5 protein-coding genes and 5 pseudogenes are annotated in these 16,529 nt (G+C 38.1%); 5 read left to right on the top strand and 5 right to left on the bottom strand.

The features are described 5' to 3' along the window. Window positions 1-163 precede the first annotated feature (163 nt). From L3081_RS02200 to prlC, 3 genes and pseudogenes are all read right to left on the bottom strand, one after another. Entirely contained in the window at window positions 164-979 is an 816-nt protein-coding gene (locus L3081_RS02200; RefSeq protein ID WP_242283114.1) for a class I SAM-dependent methyltransferase, read from the bottom strand. Further along, window positions 979-1,710: a DNA-3-methyladenine glycosylase I gene (locus L3081_RS02195; protein ID WP_242283112.1), complete on the bottom strand. Its 732-nt coding sequence runs from the start codon at window positions 1,708-1,710 to the stop codon at window positions 979-981. The genes L3081_RS02200 and L3081_RS02195 overlap by 1 nt, the downstream gene beginning before the upstream one ends. A gap of 4 nt (window positions 1,711-1,714) precedes the next feature. Beyond that, a pseudogene (gene prlC / locus L3081_RS02190) lies at window positions 1,715-3,788 on the bottom strand (oligopeptidase A). Between the two features lie 198 nt (window positions 3,789-3,986). Here prlC and L3081_RS02185 point away from each other — a divergent pair. From L3081_RS02185 to polA, 5 genes and pseudogenes are all read left to right on the top strand, one after another. Beyond that, window positions 3,987-7,124 carry a two-component regulator propeller domain-containing protein gene (locus L3081_RS02185; RefSeq protein WP_242283109.1) on the top strand — a complete coding sequence of 1,046 codons (3,138 nt, stop codon included), beginning with the start codon at window positions 3,987-3,989 and terminating at the stop codon, window positions 7,122-7,124. A 185-nt stretch (window positions 7,125-7,309) separates the two neighbouring features. Next, window positions 7,310-8,562: pseudogene (locus L3081_RS28860) on the top strand (putative bifunctional diguanylate cyclase/phosphodiesterase). A gap of 72 nt (window positions 8,563-8,634) precedes the next feature. Beyond that, window positions 8,635-9,591, top strand: a pseudogene (locus L3081_RS02170) (FAD-dependent oxidoreductase); the annotation flags it as partial. After that, window positions 9,586-10,002 carry an NAD(P)/FAD-dependent oxidoreductase gene (locus tag L3081_RS02165; protein ID WP_338027236.1) on the top strand — a complete coding sequence of 139 codons (417 nt, stop codon included), beginning with the start codon at window positions 9,586-9,588 and terminating at the stop codon, window positions 10,000-10,002. The pseudogene L3081_RS02170 and the gene L3081_RS02165, both read left to right, overlap by 6 nt. 653 nt (window positions 10,003-10,655) lie before the next feature. Beyond that, window positions 10,656-13,452: pseudogene (gene polA / locus L3081_RS02160) on the top strand (DNA polymerase I). 131 nt (window positions 13,453-13,583) lie between these two features. Here the strand turns inward: polA and recG are convergent. Both recG and trmH read right to left on the bottom strand, forming a co-directional pair. Continuing rightward, on the bottom strand, window positions 13,584-15,671 hold the full coding sequence (recG, locus tag L3081_RS02155; RefSeq protein WP_242283104.1) for an ATP-dependent DNA helicase RecG: 2,088 nt from the start codon (window positions 15,669-15,671) through the stop codon (window positions 13,584-13,586). Window positions 15,672-15,686: 15 nt separating this feature from the next. Beyond that, window positions 15,687-16,393 (bottom strand): annotated as a pseudogene (trmH, locus tag L3081_RS02150) (tRNA (guanosine(18)-2'-O)-methyltransferase TrmH). Window positions 16,394-16,529: the final 136 nt, after the last annotated feature.

Below are 16,529 nucleotides of genomic sequence, written 5' to 3'. Positions count from 1 at the left end.
CAATAGGGAGCTATTGCAAGTGAATTTAACGCCGAAGTTAGTAAAAATAGCGGCTAGAAGAACATTTATTAAGCCGAGCTGAGGTTAAGTAAACTGTGGTGATACAACTAACGTACATCGAAGATAGATTTGGTCACTAGCAAACCTCAGAGAAGCTGCCCGATTAAGCTTTTGGTATCGCTTGATTCACATAAACATCAAAACGATTTTTTTTCATAGTGATAGAGGTACTGGGTTTTTTATTGGGTAATGAAGCACAACTTAACGGTGGAGCATAGCTAGGCCGTTTTACTACCACACGATATTTTGCTAATGCCAATGCAGGCGCTAATAAATCATCGGCATCTAAGTCTTCACCCACTAAAGATTGAAATACACGCATTTCTTTTTTCACCGCTGCGGATTTCTCTCGGTGTGGATACATGGGATCAAGATAAACAACGTCTACTTCTTGCGCTAAATTCATGTTTTCAATAGAGGAAGCATGCACTAATTTCATACGGTTGGCTATATCACCAACTTCGCTATTAAGCTTGGCTCGCGCTAAACCATCATCAAGTAGTGCCGCTACTGCGGGCATACGTTCCATCAAGGTAACTTGGCAACCTAAGCTTGCTAATACAAAGGCATCACGCCCTAATCCTGCGGTTGCATCTAAAACATGTGGGGTAAAACCGTGTTTTAATCCAATGGCTTTGGCAATATCTTGTCCTCGGCCACCGCCAAATTTTCTGCGGTGAGCTACAGCACCTTCAACAAAATCAACATTAATGCCACCAAGTTTAGGTTCGTCTAGCTTTAGCAGCTCTAATATTTGGTTATTAAGCTGTAATAAAAAATCAAGTTGTGTTTGTTTCGTTGCAGCTGCTGCATCACCTAGGTAGTTTAAATGCCATTTTTTAGCAATAAGCTTACAACGATCGCTGTCGAAAGCATCACAATAAGCCACTGCAATATTTTTATGGTGAGAATCAATCATTATTCTTGCTCAACGTGAACATAATTATCGCCACTGGCAAAGGCAATTAAGCGACTAAGTTGGGTTAGACTGTAACCTGACTCTTGTTGGAGTTGATTAAAATACGTTTGAATTGCAGTTAAACTTTTTTTGCTTTGCAATCCACCATCAATGATTTTTTTTGCTCTAAGATAACCTTCAACGTCTGAACTTAATATAAAGGTATCTTTGCCTAATAAACGCAAAGCGTAAGGACCAGTATTACCGCCTAAACGTTGCCCATGCTTTTTTAGGTAAGTCCATAAGCCAATAATATCGCTACTTGGCCAGTTCGCAATAAATTGAGCAAAAGATGTTTTGTGCTCCATGTGATGGTTAAATATCATTTGCGCATTGGCTTGAATGGTTTTTACTTTATTGTAATTACGAATGATTTTAGGATCTGCTGCTTTTTGCTCTAGCATTTCTTCTGGCATCATCAGTATTTTTTCAATATTAAAATTGAAAAAGCTGTCTTCAAAATCTGGCCATTTATTTTCTACCACACGCCAAACAAATCCTGACTTAAAAATTTGTTTGGTAAATGCTGATAAAACACGATCGTCCGTGAGTGCAGCTACATTTTCCTGAGCCGCCTTATCGGGTAGTAATTTTTTGCCAACAATTTTTAGTCCAAGCAATAATTCTAAGGCGGTGCTACCGCCTTTTCTTGCAGCAGCACGTTGATATAAATGGTCAAATTTTTCAGTCATAAACTTACACTTCAATGCCGCTGTGGCGTAATAACGCTTCTATTTCAGGCGCTCTACCTCGAAAAGCTTTAAATAACTCGCTTGGCTCTTTACTACCACCTTTTTCAAGAATATTAGTTAAAAAGGAGTGACCCGTATCCGTATTAAATATCCCCTGTTCTTCAAACAGACTGAAAGCATCGGCGGATAACACCTCCGCCCATTTGTAACTATAGTAACCGGGCATAACCACCCGCAAATATATGGCTAAAACCATGTTGAAAACGATTAAACTCAGGGGCTTTAACTACCGAATATTGCTCACGTACCTGGTCTAACGTTTGCTGTATGTATTCGCTATTGTTTTCGGCTTTAGGGTTATAGTTAGCATGCATAGTAAAGTCAAAAATGCTGAACTCTAATTGACGCAACATTTGCATCGCAGATTGAAAATTCTTAGCTGCTAGCATTTTATCTAACATTTCTTGCGGCAAAGGTTCGCCCGTTTCATAATGACCCGAGATAAATGCTAGCGCTTCAGGTTGCCAAGACCAGTTTTCTAAAAATTGACTAGGTAATTCTACGGCATCCCAAGGTACACCATTTATACCAGATACCGCACTGACATTAATTTGCGTTAGCATGTGATGCAATCCGTGCCCAAACTCATGGAAAAGCGTAACAACTTCGTCATGGGTGAAAAGCGCAGGTGTGTCGTCAACTGGGCCATTAAAGTTACAGGTAAGGTAAGCAACGGGGTATTGTATTACGCCATTAGGTAATTCATGACGTCCAACACATTCGTCCATCCATGCGCCACCACGTTTTTTGGCGCGTGCGTATAAGTCTAAATAAAAACTACCACGAAGCTCTCCTGCACTATCGAAAACATCATAAAAAGTAACATCTTCATGCCAAGTATCAATATTTGAACGTTCTTTAATATTCAGCCCGAATAATTTATGAACCACTTCAAATAAGCCATTCACTACTCTACCTTTTGGAAAATATGGGCGTAACTCTTCATCAGATATCGCATAACGAGCGTGTTTAAGTTTTTCACTGTAATAGGCAAGATCCCAAGCTTTTAATTCTGTATTTGTAAAGGTTTGTGAATACTCACTTATTACGAATTCTTTTAATTCTTTAACATCTTGCTCACCTTGATGTTTAGATTTAACCGCGAGCCCTTGTAAAAACTCCATTACTTCATCGCTACTACTGGCCATTTTTGTGGCCAAAGATTTTTCACCATAATTACTAAAACCAAGTAAATTAGCTAACTCGTGACGTAAAGCTAAAGTCTCATCCATAATGGCACTATTGTCAAACTCTCCCGCGTTAGGTCCTTGGTCTGAGGCGCGAGTAACAAAGGCGCTGTACATTTTTTCACGTAATTCGCGATTATCACAATACGTCATTACCGGTAAATAGGCGGGAAAATCTAAAGTAAAAACATAACCCGTTTGTTCTCGGCTTTTTGCTAAAGCTTTGGCTGCAGCGAGTGCGCTTTGAGGCAAACCAGATAATGCTTTTTTATCCGTAATATTAACGCTAAACGCATGGGTGGCATCTAATACATTATTGCTGTAGCTTGAACTTAAATCAGAAAGGCGACTTACAATTGCGCCATAACGCTTTTTGTCTGTTTCGTTTAAGGCAATGCCTGATAATTTGAAATCACGCAGTGCATTGGTAATAACTTTTTGTTCTGCAGTATCTAATCGATTGAATAACTCACTGTCTTTTAAATCTTGATAAGCTTGATATAACCCTTGGTGTTGTCCAACAAACGTGCCGTATTCTGATAATAACGGTAGGCAAGACTCATATGCATCGCGCAGTTCATCACTACTTACCACTGAGTTCATATGCGAAACTGGTGACCATAGTTTAGATAAAACATCATCTACTTCATCAATGGGTTGTATTAAATTTTCCCATGTAAACGAGGTGTTATTTTTTAAAACATCATTGATAACTTGTTTACAGTCGGCGATAGCTTGCTCTACAGCGGGTTTTATATGTTCAGGTTTTATTTTAGAAAACGTGGGTAAATCAATGTTTTTTACAGCTTGTGGTAATAATGGGTTAGTCATAATGGGCACGAAATAAATGAACGATACTAAACTATGTGATGACAAAAATGGAATATTCAAGAGAAGTTTGCAATGCAAAACCTATTTAAGACAATTTTATATTCAGTAATTTACGTCAGTTAACACATTACTGTTATAATTAACCTAGTGAAAGGTAGTGATATCTTTGCTGTTAACAATGAATGTTGGAATAAACCGATGATATTTAGAATTAAATTTATTTTCTTGATTTACCTTATTAGCTTATTTATTCCCCTTACCAAGGTAAGTGCCAATAACAACATACAAAACTTATTTTTAACACAACTTTCCGTTGAAAACGGCTTATCTCAGGGCACCGTCAATTCAATTTTAGCAGATAACAGAGGTTTTATTTGGCTCGCGACAGATAATGGCCTCAATATTTATGATGGTTATTCTTTCAAACAACTATCGGGCCCTAACAACAGCTTTATTGACTCAAGTATTTTTTTTGTTAAACAAGACAGCTTAGGTTTTATCTGGATCAATGTTGACCAAGGACTTTATCGGTATCAACCAGAAACTGATCAATATCGGTTAGTTTTTGCGAGTAATATTGACAATTTAGGTCCGGCTGCAGTAGATATAACAGAAGGTAAAAATAGTGAAAACCAATCAGGCTATTGGGCGGCAACCAATAGAACCATTAATTTTTATCAAGCAAATAAAAACAAAGTTATTCTCACCCTTGATTTGTCAAATGAACTTCCTGAAAAAGAAAATATATATAAAATTAAATACCACAAACACGTATTATACATTGCGACAAGAGTCGGTGTTTATGCCTATCATGTCACCTTAAAAAAATGGCGACAACTACCAAAATTATCTACTGAAAACACGACAGAAAAGACTAGTCTTGTAAAAGCAAATAGAGTTTTTAATTTGCATATAGATGAGTATGAAAATTTGTATATGGGAACAGATAATGGGATGTTTAGCCTCAATATCAAAAACATTCATGAGTACATTCAAGCAAATAGTGAAATAAATGCATATAATCTAGTCGTTAAAAATATTGCTGTTTGGCAATTTTTATCTGACGGCAAACAACTCTACGTTGTCAGTAATCAAGGTTTACATGTTATTGATGTAACCAAGCAGCAAAGTAAATTTCTTTTTGGTCTGAGTGATTATTTTGAAAACATCGCGAATAATGAAATTATTTCTATCACACAAGATAAAGGCGGTGTGTTTTGGCTTGGATCACGTTCCTCTGGTGTTTATTTATGGGATCCCTCATTAGAGCTTATTAAAAACTATCGTTATCAAAAAAATACCGCCAATAGCTTAAGTGACAATGCTGTTTGGGTAGTTACCAAACAACTGAATAATCAACAAAAAGTTTGGGTTGGCACTAGTCATGGCTTGAATATAATTGATACTGAACAACATACGGTAGAACAGATTACCTCCTCATTAACAACAAGCAAACAATTGAAGGATTTTGAGGTTTACAATATTTTTCCATACAAAACTGAGCTTTTATTATTATCAACAAACCAAGGAATAATTCTCTATAGTCAAGAGTTGAAGCAGGTAATACCGTTTAATTACACTGATGAGATAATCTCAATTTTAGCAAAAGATCATTATTCAGCTTACTTACATGAACAACGCTATCTTTGGTTAATTTTTGATGAAGAAACGGCTGCAATCGACTTACAAACTGGGCAACTTGATACCTTAAGTGAGTTAGGCAAAGTAGTTCCGTTAAATACAATCTTTAACTTCTTAGGAAGTTTGCCTAATAGCCAAACATTATTATTTTCAACTAATGACAGTTTATGGAGCTATGATACCAACACAAAAGAAACGGTTCGGCTATATAAACATCCCAATATAATTGAGAATGAATGGCTTTCATTTGAAAATTGGGTAATAGATAAAAACAATATTTTTTGGCTTAGTTACCCAACAAAAGGCTTAATTGGCTTAGAATACCCAACATTTAAACCAAAATATTTCTATCATAATCGGAACTCAATTATCGATAATAATGTTTACAGCTTATTAACTGATGATGAAGGTGACCTTTGGTTTTCCTCTCACAAGGGCTTGTTTGTATTAAATACGGATAATCAGTTTATTCGTAATTTCACTATTGCTGATGGCTTTTCAGCAATGGAATTTAATTCAAGAGCGGGGCTTAAATTACCGAATGGCTCTTTTGTTTATGGCTCAATGGAAGGCGTTAGCGTATTCGACCCCATCAAATTAAAAAACAAACACGTTGATGACAAAATCAATATCTATATCACTGCAATTAATGTCTTATCTCGACAACTAAACACCCCTTTGCTTATTAATCAAGATGACGATGTTCTATTGAATTATGATGATGTTGGTATTCGTTTTGATTTCTCCACCCTGTCATATGCCGATAGACGAGAAGTGATTTATGAATATCAACTAACGGGTGACAGTAACGTGAGCTATCCCCCCACAACTGAAAATAGAGTTACTTTTGCCGCCTTACCTTCGGGTACTCATTTTCTTTCTGTACGAGCTAAATCACCCATAACAGGAGAATACAGTACAAGTAAAAAAATTAAACTTGTTGTAAGTTATGCGCCTTGGAAATCACCACTAGCATTTACTGTTTACGCTATATTATTACTGTCTTTGATGATTATATGGTTATATCAACGACATAAACAAAAACAGCAATTATTAACGACGCATGAAGAGGTTAAATTCAGAGAAAATCGTCTTCAATTGGCATTGGTAGGAAGCAATAGTGAAGTATGGGATTGGCAAGCAAAAGACAACATGATGTTTGGTAAACGCCTTGCTCAGGAATTAGGTTATGTCGATTTAACCAATGCACATACCTTTGATCAACATGTGAAATTAATTCATCCGGATGATAAAGAGAGTTTTCTAACACAGTGGCATTTATTTATTGAAAAAAATGATTTGAGTGAAACATTTACTTGCACATATCGACTTAAACATGCCCAGGGTCATTGGCTATGGTATAGAGATTTAGGAAAAATAGTCACGTTAGATAATCAAAATAAACCCAGTAGAATTACGGGTGCTTATACTAATATAACTAAAACACGTGCAGCCGAAGTACGCAGTCATTATTACGGCGAAGCCTTTAAACAAACTAATGATTGGGTATTGATCGTCAATGATGATTTTACTCGTATAACGGCTAATCAGTCATTACGCAATGTGTTTGGATTACCTGAAGAAGAATTTAGCCTACAAAGTAATTTTATGGGACTATCTCACCGCGTTGGCAGTTTTTTAAATCCTTATTTCCTTCATTACATGAAGGACAGCATTGGCGAGGTGAAGAGCTAGTTGCCACTGACTCGGGTGAAGAATTTCATGTTGTACTCAATATAAACGTTGGTAGAAATAAAACCACTCACAATTTACATTATGTTTGTGTTTTCACCGACATTAGTGCGCAAAAATTAGCAGAAAAAGAGCTACGTTACTTAGCAAACTATGATCATTTAACAGACCTACCTAATCGAAGTTTATTGCTAGAACGTATTAAGCATGCAATGGAATTGTCTAACCGGAAACGTCAATCTATTGCACTCTTTTTTGTTGATTTAGATAGATTTAAACAAATAAATGACTCATTAGGACACGATTGTGGAGACCAATTATTAGTTGAAGTTACACGCAGGTTATGCGAATTATTAAGGGTAGATGACACCATTGCTCGCATTGGTGGCGATGAATTTGTTATATTATTAGAGTCTTTCCGTGATACTGAACATTTAGGGTTGGTGGCACAAAAAATTATTACCGAGGTAGAGAAAACCGTATTACTTGAAGGTCATGAGGTAAGTATTGGCGCCGGCATCGGTATTGCGTTATACCCTGACGATGCCAGTGACTCTAATGAACTTCTGCGTCATGCCGATATTGCTATGTACCAAGCTAAACAATTAGGCAGAAATACGTTTCAGTTTTTTACACAACAAATGAACATTCAAGCGGCTGAACGCTTGACTAAAGAAAACGCAGTTAAAATCGCTTACAGTAACAATGAATTTATCAATTACTACCAACCTATTATTGATACGCGAACCAAAGAAACCGTAGGCTTCGAATTATTAATGCGTTGGCAGAGTAATCAAGGATTAATTGCTCCGGCCGGCTTTATTAACATTGCCGAAGAGTTAGGATTAATCATACCAATGACTGAAGCAGCTTTTGAGCGTGGCTTGATTGATTTGAAAAAGTGGCATTTAGATCGACCAGAATTATATTTATCAGTCAATTTGTCACCTCAGCATTTTGCTAAAGCACATTTGATCGCCTATATCGAAAAATTGTTAGAGAAACACGACTTACCGCTAAGTTATTAAAAATAGAAGTCACTGAAAGTGCGCTGTTATCTGAGCCAGAAAACGCTATAAACACCATGAATGCAATGTCTGATCTTGGAGTTATATTAGCACTGGATGACTTTGGCACGGGGTTTTCTTCCTTGTCATATTTAAAACGGTTACCCCTTGATATTATAAAAATAGATCGTAGTTTTATTTCAGGTATCGGTATTGAAAAAACGGATGAAGCCATTGTTGATGCAACCATTGTTTTAGCAGAACGTTTAAACATGCATTGTATTGCCGAAGGTGTGGAAACCAAAGAACAACTCAACTATCTGGTACAGCGTAATTGTCATTACATTCAAGGATATTTGTATAGTAAACCTTTGCCGGCAAAAGCAATTGCTGATTACTTAAGGGCTAATGCTTTTGAGCTAGAAGAAAATTAGTGTCAAAATCAATTGAATAATTGTATTTTACCCCCAGATCAAACCTTATAAATTAACTTCTTGGAACATATTATGACTCAACATTTTGATTATCTAGCAATCGGTGCAGGTAGTGGCGGAATAGCTTCAGCTAACAGGGCCGCACGATTGGGGAAAAAAGCTGCAGTTATTGAAGCAAAATACTTGGGTGGCACCTGCGTCAATGTCGGTTGTGTTCCAAAAAAAGCTATGTGGTATGCCGGCCAAATTAGTGACGCGTTAAAGTATGCCCATGACTATGGATTTAAGTTAGGTGATTTTAAAGTAGAGAACAACGGTTTTGATTGGCACCGTTTAGTTAAAAACAGAGAAGCGTACATTGAACGAATTCATGGTGCTTATCAACGTGGTTTTGATGCTAATGACGTCACAGTGATTCAAGGTTTTGCCAAGTTTGTTGATAAAAACACCGTAGACGTTGATGGTACATTATACACTGCAGACCATATTACTATTGCGACAGGGGGGCGTCCGTCAATTCCCACCATTGAAGGCGCAGAATTTGGTATCAACTCAGATGGTTTTTTTGCACTAACCGAACAACCTAAGTCGGTGGCCGTCATTGGCGCAGGATACATTGCCGTTGAATTAGCCGGTGTATTCCATGGTTTAGGTACAGAAACACATTTATTAGTGCGAAATGAAAAACCATTGCGAACCTTTGACGAAATGCTAAGCACTACCTTGGTAGAGCAAATGGCAAAACACGGTCCTACCTTGCATAACCACAGCACGCCAGAACGCATAGAAAAATTAGCCGATGGTAACTTGGTTGTGCATCTTACTAATGGTAAAACCGTTGGCCCTGTTGAAACGCCGTTTGGGCTATTGGCCGTGAGCCTGCAACGGATAATATTAACTTAGATCTTCTTCGGAGTTGAACTCGATGATCGTGGTTATATTGTTACCGATAAGTATCAAAACACTAACGTGCCTGGCATTTATGCAGTAGGAGATAACACGGGACGCGCACAATTAACCCCAGTGGCCGTTGCCGCAGGTCGTCGTTTGTGTGAACGCTTATTTAACAACAAACCAGACCTACATTTAGACTATACAGGCATTGCAACGGTAGTGTTTAGCCACCCCGTTATTGGCACAGTAGGCTTAACAGAGGCTGAAGCAGTGGCGCAATATGGTGAAGATAACATTAGTGTTTATAACTCACAGTTTACTGCGCTTTATCAAGCAATTACTGAAGATTATCGCGATCCTACCCGCATGAAATTAATTTGTGCAGGCAAAGACGAAAAAGTGGTTGGCTTACATAGTATTGGCTTTGGTAGTGACGAATTATTGCAAGGCTTTGCAGTAGCCATGAAAATGGGCGCAACAAAAGCAGATTTTGATAATACTATTGCGATTCACCCTACATCAGCTGAAGAGTTTGTTACTATGTAGATGTTTGACATAAAATAAAGCGATATATATTCTATTATGTCATGTAAAAAAGACATTTAAAAAACATAGTGCCAAGCTCGGTTGGCACTTTTTTCAAACAAATATAAATACTATTTATTTCTCAAATCAACAAAAACTCAACACTCTATTTGACAGAAAATTGTATACAAAACTCTTGTAAATATAGCTAACAATTTTATTTAAAAAATAATTTTTATGAGTATTGCCGGTTGACCTCTTCGGAGGTCACGCTACTTGTGGCTTATGTTTTTTTGTTATTTTAAGTTGTCAAAAATCCTTAAAAAAAGTTTAATAATAGTCTGGTAAAACTTCGAAATTCTGATAATCTCTGTACACGTTATTTCTTTTGGTTGATCTTTGTACAACAAAAAAGTAACGAAGATAAATTTATTTATCCACAAAAATAAAAATAAAAATATTGTGCAAGAAAAGGACTCCACCCTCTCTTTTTATCAATAAAAACATGAAGATAACCAACAACACCCAAAAAGTAACGAATACTTCCTTGGCGTTTTACTGTGCTTATTAACAAAGTTATCCACAATAAGTCCAAGACAATTATCACTACACAGTAGAGCTGTAGCCCTCTTTGTGGCATGCTTAACCTTTCTTATTGTTTAGACAAATATCTTATGACAACTTTGGCAGAAAATTCATCATTATCCCCGCTTATTTTAGTGGATGGTTCTTCGTATTTATTTCGCGCATATCATGTTCCTTACTTACAAGCTTTATCAACCGCGAGTGGTCAACCTACGGGAGCAATCACTGGTGTATTGAATATGATTGGTAGCTTAAAAAAGGATTACCCTAACGGTAACGTAGTGGTAATTTTTGATGCTAAAGGCAAAACGTTTCGTAATGATTTATACCCAGAATATAAAGCTAATCGCCCACCAATGCCTGAAGAATTGCGTTCACAAATTGCCCCTTTGCATAATATTATTAGTGCTATGGGGTTGCCATTATTGGTTATTCCAGGTGTTGAGGCAGACGATGTAATTGGCACATTAGCTAAACAAGCCAGTGAGCAAGGTATTGAAACGGTTATTTCCACTGGTGATAAAGACATGGCACAACTTGTTACACCGCATGTACGCTTAATTAATACCATGACGTCCGTTGAAATGGATGAAGCCGGTGTCAGTGAAAAATTTGGTGTTCGCCCCGATCAAATTATTGATTATCTCGCCTTAATGGGTGACAAGGTTGATAACATTCCGGGCGTAGTTAAGTGTGGGCCTAAAACCGCAGTTAAATGGCTAGCAGAACATGGTACCTTGGATAACGTGATTGCTAATGCTGATAAAGTTAAAGGTAAAATAGGGGAATACTTACGTGATGCATTAGAGCAGTTACCACTTTCCTATTTGTTAGCAACGATAAAATGTGATGTTGAGTTAGAGCAAACGGTGGATCAATTACAGCCAACAACGCCAGACATTGATGCACTTACCTCGCTTTACCAAGAATTTGAACTAAAACGATTGCTTGCCGATTTAAATAAAAGTACTGGCACAGGTAATACTGCCGAACAAGCAGCTACCAGTAAATCAGCACTTACTGCTACAAGTACAACAACCGATAATGTTGATGTTGCTATTGTTGAAGTAGCTAACTGTGAATACGACATTATTCTTGAACAAGCGAGTTTTGAAGCTTGGTTGGAAAAATTAAAAAATACCGATGCTTTTGCATTTGATACCGAAACCACTAGTGTTGAGTACATGAAAGCCGAATTAGTTGGTTTGTCTTTTGCGGTAGAGGTTGGTAAAGCCGCTTATGTGCCGTTAACTCATGATTATGTAGGTGCACCTGAGCAATTAGACAGAGACTGGGTACTAGCGCAATTAAAACCCCTGTTAGAAAGCACAACCATTAAAAAGATTGGACAAAATTTAAAATACGATGCCAATGTATTAAGTCAATATGATATTAAATTACAAGGTGTTGCATTTGATACCATGATTGAATCATATTGCTATAACAGTATTGCAACCCGCCATAATATGGATGCACTAGCCCTCAAATACCTTGGATATGAAACCGTTCACTTTGAAGATATTGCCGGAAAAGGCGCTAAGCAATTAACCTTTAATCAAATAGACATTGAAAAAGCCGGTCATTATGCCGCAGAAGATGCCGATATTACCTTACGTTTGCATCAGGCAATCTTTCCGAAGACTTGAGCAATTACCAGAGCAACTCAGTGTTTTTACTGAGATTGAGATGCCCTTAATGCCCATACTGGCACAAATGGAACAAACAGGTGTATTGATTGATTGTGATGTGCTTGATGAACAAAGTCATAGTATTGGTCAACGGTTAGATGAACTTGAGATTGAAGCACATAACCTTGCAGGAAAAAGCTTTAACCTAAGCTCGCCAAAACAATTACAACAAATATTATTTGATGAGTTAAAAATACCTGTTATTAAAAAAACCCCAAAAGGTGCCCCTTCTACCGCAGAAGAGGTATTACAAGAATTAGCGCTTGATTACCCATTACCTAAAGTTATTTTAGAAAACCGTGGGCTTAGTAAATTAAAATCAACCTATACCGATAAACTACCTTTAATGGTGAGTCCAAAAACTGGTCGGGTGCATACTTCGTATCATCAAGCCGTTACCGCAACAGGTCGTTTATCATCAACCGATCCAAACTTACAAAATATTCCAATTCGTAGTGAACAAGGCCGTAAAATTCGCCAAGCATTTATTGCCCCAAAGGATTATAAAATTGTAGCCATCGATTATTCTCAAATTGAGTTACGCATCATGGCACACTTATCCAATGATAAAGGCTTAGTCACCGCTTTTAGCGAAGGCAAAGATATTCACAAAGCAACCGCAGCAGAAATTTTTGCGGTTGAGTTAGATGAAGTGACTACCGATCAACGTCGTAGCGCTAAAGCGATTAACTTTGGCTTAATTTACGGCATGTCAGCATTTGGTCTTGCTAAGCAATTAAATATTGGTCGTCATCAAGCGCAAGAATACCAAGACAAGTACTTTCAACGTTATCCCGGTGTGCTAACTTATATGGAAGAAACACGCCAACAAGCGAGCGAACAAGGTTACGTAGAAACCTTATTTGGTCGTCGTTTATATTTACCTGATATTAATGCAAAAAATGGTATGCGTAAAAAAGCCGCTGAACGTGCTGCTATTAATGCACCTATGCAAGGTACGGCAGCAGATATCATTAAAAAGGCGATGATTGCAGTCGCAACATGGCTGAACGATAAAAATGATGATCGTATCAAGATGACGATGCAAGTACACGATGAATTAATCTTTGAAATACATCAAGATATTTTGGAAGAAACAACGGCAAAATTGGTTGATTTAATGAATAATGCGGTTGAACTGAGTGTACCACTTATTGCTGAATATGGTATTGGCGATAACTGGGATGAAGCGCATTAGTTGATTAGTCCGAACTCTATATTATGAATGTTAATATAGAGTTCACTCTAAATTAGCAACAAGATACGAGTTAGTGACTAGTTATTACAGCCAATGGTAAAATACAACGCTTATCACAAAAAAAGACCAAATTACGCATTAGAGTAGCGTTCTTTGTTACCTAGCCAACGCCGGATTAAGGCTTGTGCACATTCGGGGTTTTTACGCGATAACAGATACGCTTTTTGCTTTATATCGGGGATAAGATAGCCATCGCGAATTAAATCAGCAATTTTAAGCTCAGCTAAGCCTGTTTGGCGAGTACCAAGTAATTCACCCGGGCCACGAATCTCAAGATCTTTTTCTGCAATGACAAAGCCATCGTTGCTTTCTCGCAGAACCGCTAAACGCTTAGTAGCGGTTTTAGAAAGCGGAGCTTTATAAAGTAACACACAATGGGAGGCAACGGATCCTCGACCAACACGCCCACGTAGCTGATGTAATTGCGCCAAACCTAAACGTTCTGGATTTTCTATCACCATTAAACTGGCATTGGGCACGTCTACCCCCACTTCAATCACTGTAGTTGCAATAAGCAGGTGGGTATTTCCTGCTTTAAAGTCATCCATCACTTGTTGTTTTTCATCTGCTTTCATGCGTCCATGTACTAAACCAACTTTTAGCTCTGGTAATTGTTCTTGTAAATGTAGCGCCGTATCTTCTGCTGCTTGACATTGTAATACTTCAGACTCTTCAATTAGCGTACAAACCCAATAGGCCTGGCGATTGTCATTTACGCACCCTTCTCTAATACGTTCAATCACATTATCGCGGCGGGTATCGGGTAGTGCTACTGTATTAATAGGTGTTCGCCCTGGCGGCAATTCATCGATTACTGATGTGTCTAAATCAGCATAAGCCGTCATGGCTAAAGTACGTGGAATTGGGGTTGCTGTCATGATCAGTTGATGAGGATAATTATTATCAAACACACCTTTTTCACGTAACGATAAGCGTTGATGAACACCAAATTTATGTTGTTCATCAATAATAATCAGCACTAATTTATTGAATACTACATCGGCTTGAAAAAGTGCATGGGTGCCAATCACCATTTGCATTTCGCCACTTTCAATGTGTTCTAATGCTAAGCGTCTTGCTTTGGCTTTCGTTTTACCTGCAAGCCAACCCACTGAAATTTCTAGGGGATTAAACCAGTTAGCAAAATTGATAGCATGTTGCTCAGCTAAAATTTCTGTTGGTGCCATTAAGGCAACTTGAAACCCTTGTTTTATTGCATCTAACGCGGCCAATGCCGCTACAAGGGTTTTGCCAGAACCAACATCGCCTTGCACAAGGCGCATCATAGGGTGATCTTTAGTGAGGTCTTGCTTAATTTCTGATACCACACGTGTTTGCGCATTCGTAGGTGAAAAAGGTAATGTTGCTAGAAAAGCTTTTTCAATTGCGGGGTCACCAATTAATGACACGGCTTGGTGCACATCGCTGTTTTGTCTGAGTTTTAACATACTCAAATTATGAGCTAGCAACTCTTCTTTAATTAAACGAATTTGAGCGGGATGCTTGCCGTTTTCAAGTTGACTTGTGGAGATTTCGGGCGGCGGTCTATGAATAATAGTTAATGCTTGAGCGAGTGAGTAAGGTTCATCAAATAAACTGGTTGGTAATAATTCTTCTACTTGCCCGCGCTTTAATCGAGTCAGGGCTTGATCTGTTAAATTTCGTAACGAAATTTGCTTCAAGCCATCAGTCGTTGGGTAAACAGGGGTGAGTGTTTCTTCTACTGGCGTTAACGCTCTGTCATCGTCAAGAGATTTATATTCTGGATGCACAATTTGAAAACCACGGGGACCACGTTTTATTTCGCCATAACAACGGATACTCTTACCAATATTAAGACTATTTTTTTGACTTGCCGAAAAGCTAAAAAAGCATAATTGAATTTCACCTGTGCCATCGTTCAAGGTAACGACTAACATACGGCGTTTACCGTTTGTAATTTGGCTATTGGTTATTTCACCAATAATATTGGTATGCGTGCCAGATAAACAATCACGAATAGTAGTGACCCGGGTACGATCTTCGTAACGTAACGGTAGATGAAATAATAAATCTTGAACTGACAGCAAGCCTATTTTTTCAAGCTTTGCCGCCATACTTGGCCCCACACCTTTAAGCGTGGAGAGAGCAACGTGTGATAATTGGGTTAGTGCTTCCATGTGTAAAAATAAGCACTAATCATCAATATGCTGCCAAGCACTTTTATTCATTTGCATTTTTTGCCACCACTCATCATCTGCTACAATTTGACCTTCTTCATCAATTATTGGATAAGGTAAGCCTTTACGTTGACACGCTTCTGCAAAAATAGGATGACCTCCTTCAAATAATGTCCGTTGACGTCGTTCATGGCTTAACCTAGCTTGATTATACATTCCGCTAGCTGTCGCTGCCGTTGTGCTTCATAAAGCACCACAGAGCATGCAACAGAAACATTGAGTGACTGCACCATACCAACCATAGGGATCACAATATCTTGATCTGCTAGTTCGAGCGCCGCTTGCGAGGCGCCAAATTTTTCTTGGCCTAAAATAATCGCCGTTGGTTTAGTATAATCAATTTCACGAAAATCCACTGCTGTGTCAGAGAGATTTGTTACCAACACCTGCATTCCCTCTGCCTTTAAGGCCGCAATAGCATCAGCTGTTTTATTATGGTTATGCACATCAATCCAGTTTTGACTACCTGCGGCACTACCACCACGAACCTCGGCTTCTTCACTTTTCCATACTGCATGTACATCACTAATCCCTATGGCGTCACACGTTCGCACTACAGCGGCAAGGTTATGTGTTTTGTGTACGCCTTCCATACACACAGTAAGATCAGGTTGGCGTTTATCTAGCATTGTATTAATGCGTTGCAGTCTTTCAGGAGTCATAATTTTTCAAATAATAAGGTCAATATTCTAAATGTGGTATTTAGGCAAACTGGTAAACTAAGAGTCCGATGAGCTTGTTACTTGAGGGTGGACGAGTAGCGCAGTCAGTGCAGCGTAAATTTTGATTTAAGACAAA

Source organism: Colwellia maritima (genome assembly GCF_022669015.1).
GTDB classification, from domain to species: Bacteria; Pseudomonadota; Gammaproteobacteria; order Enterobacterales; family Alteromonadaceae; genus Colwellia; species Colwellia maritima.
This window is presented reverse-complemented; position numbering and strand designations above follow the sequence as displayed.

Bases quoted from the DNA above. Each gene is read 5' to 3' on its own strand.
- L3081_RS02200 (WP_242283114.1), bottom strand. From the start codon at position 979: ATGATTGATTCTCACCATAAAAATATTGCAGTGGCTTATTGTGATGCT.
- L3081_RS02195 (WP_242283112.1), bottom strand. From the start codon at position 1,710: ATGACTGAAAAATTTGACCATTTATATCAACGTGCTGCTGCAAGAAAA.
- L3081_RS02185 (WP_242283109.1), top strand. From the start codon at position 3,987: ATGATATTTAGAATTAAATTTATTTTCTTGATTTACCTTATTAGCTTA.
- recG (WP_242283104.1), bottom strand. From the start codon at position 15,671: ATGGAAGCACTAACCCAATTATCACACGTTGCTCTCTCCACGCTTAAA.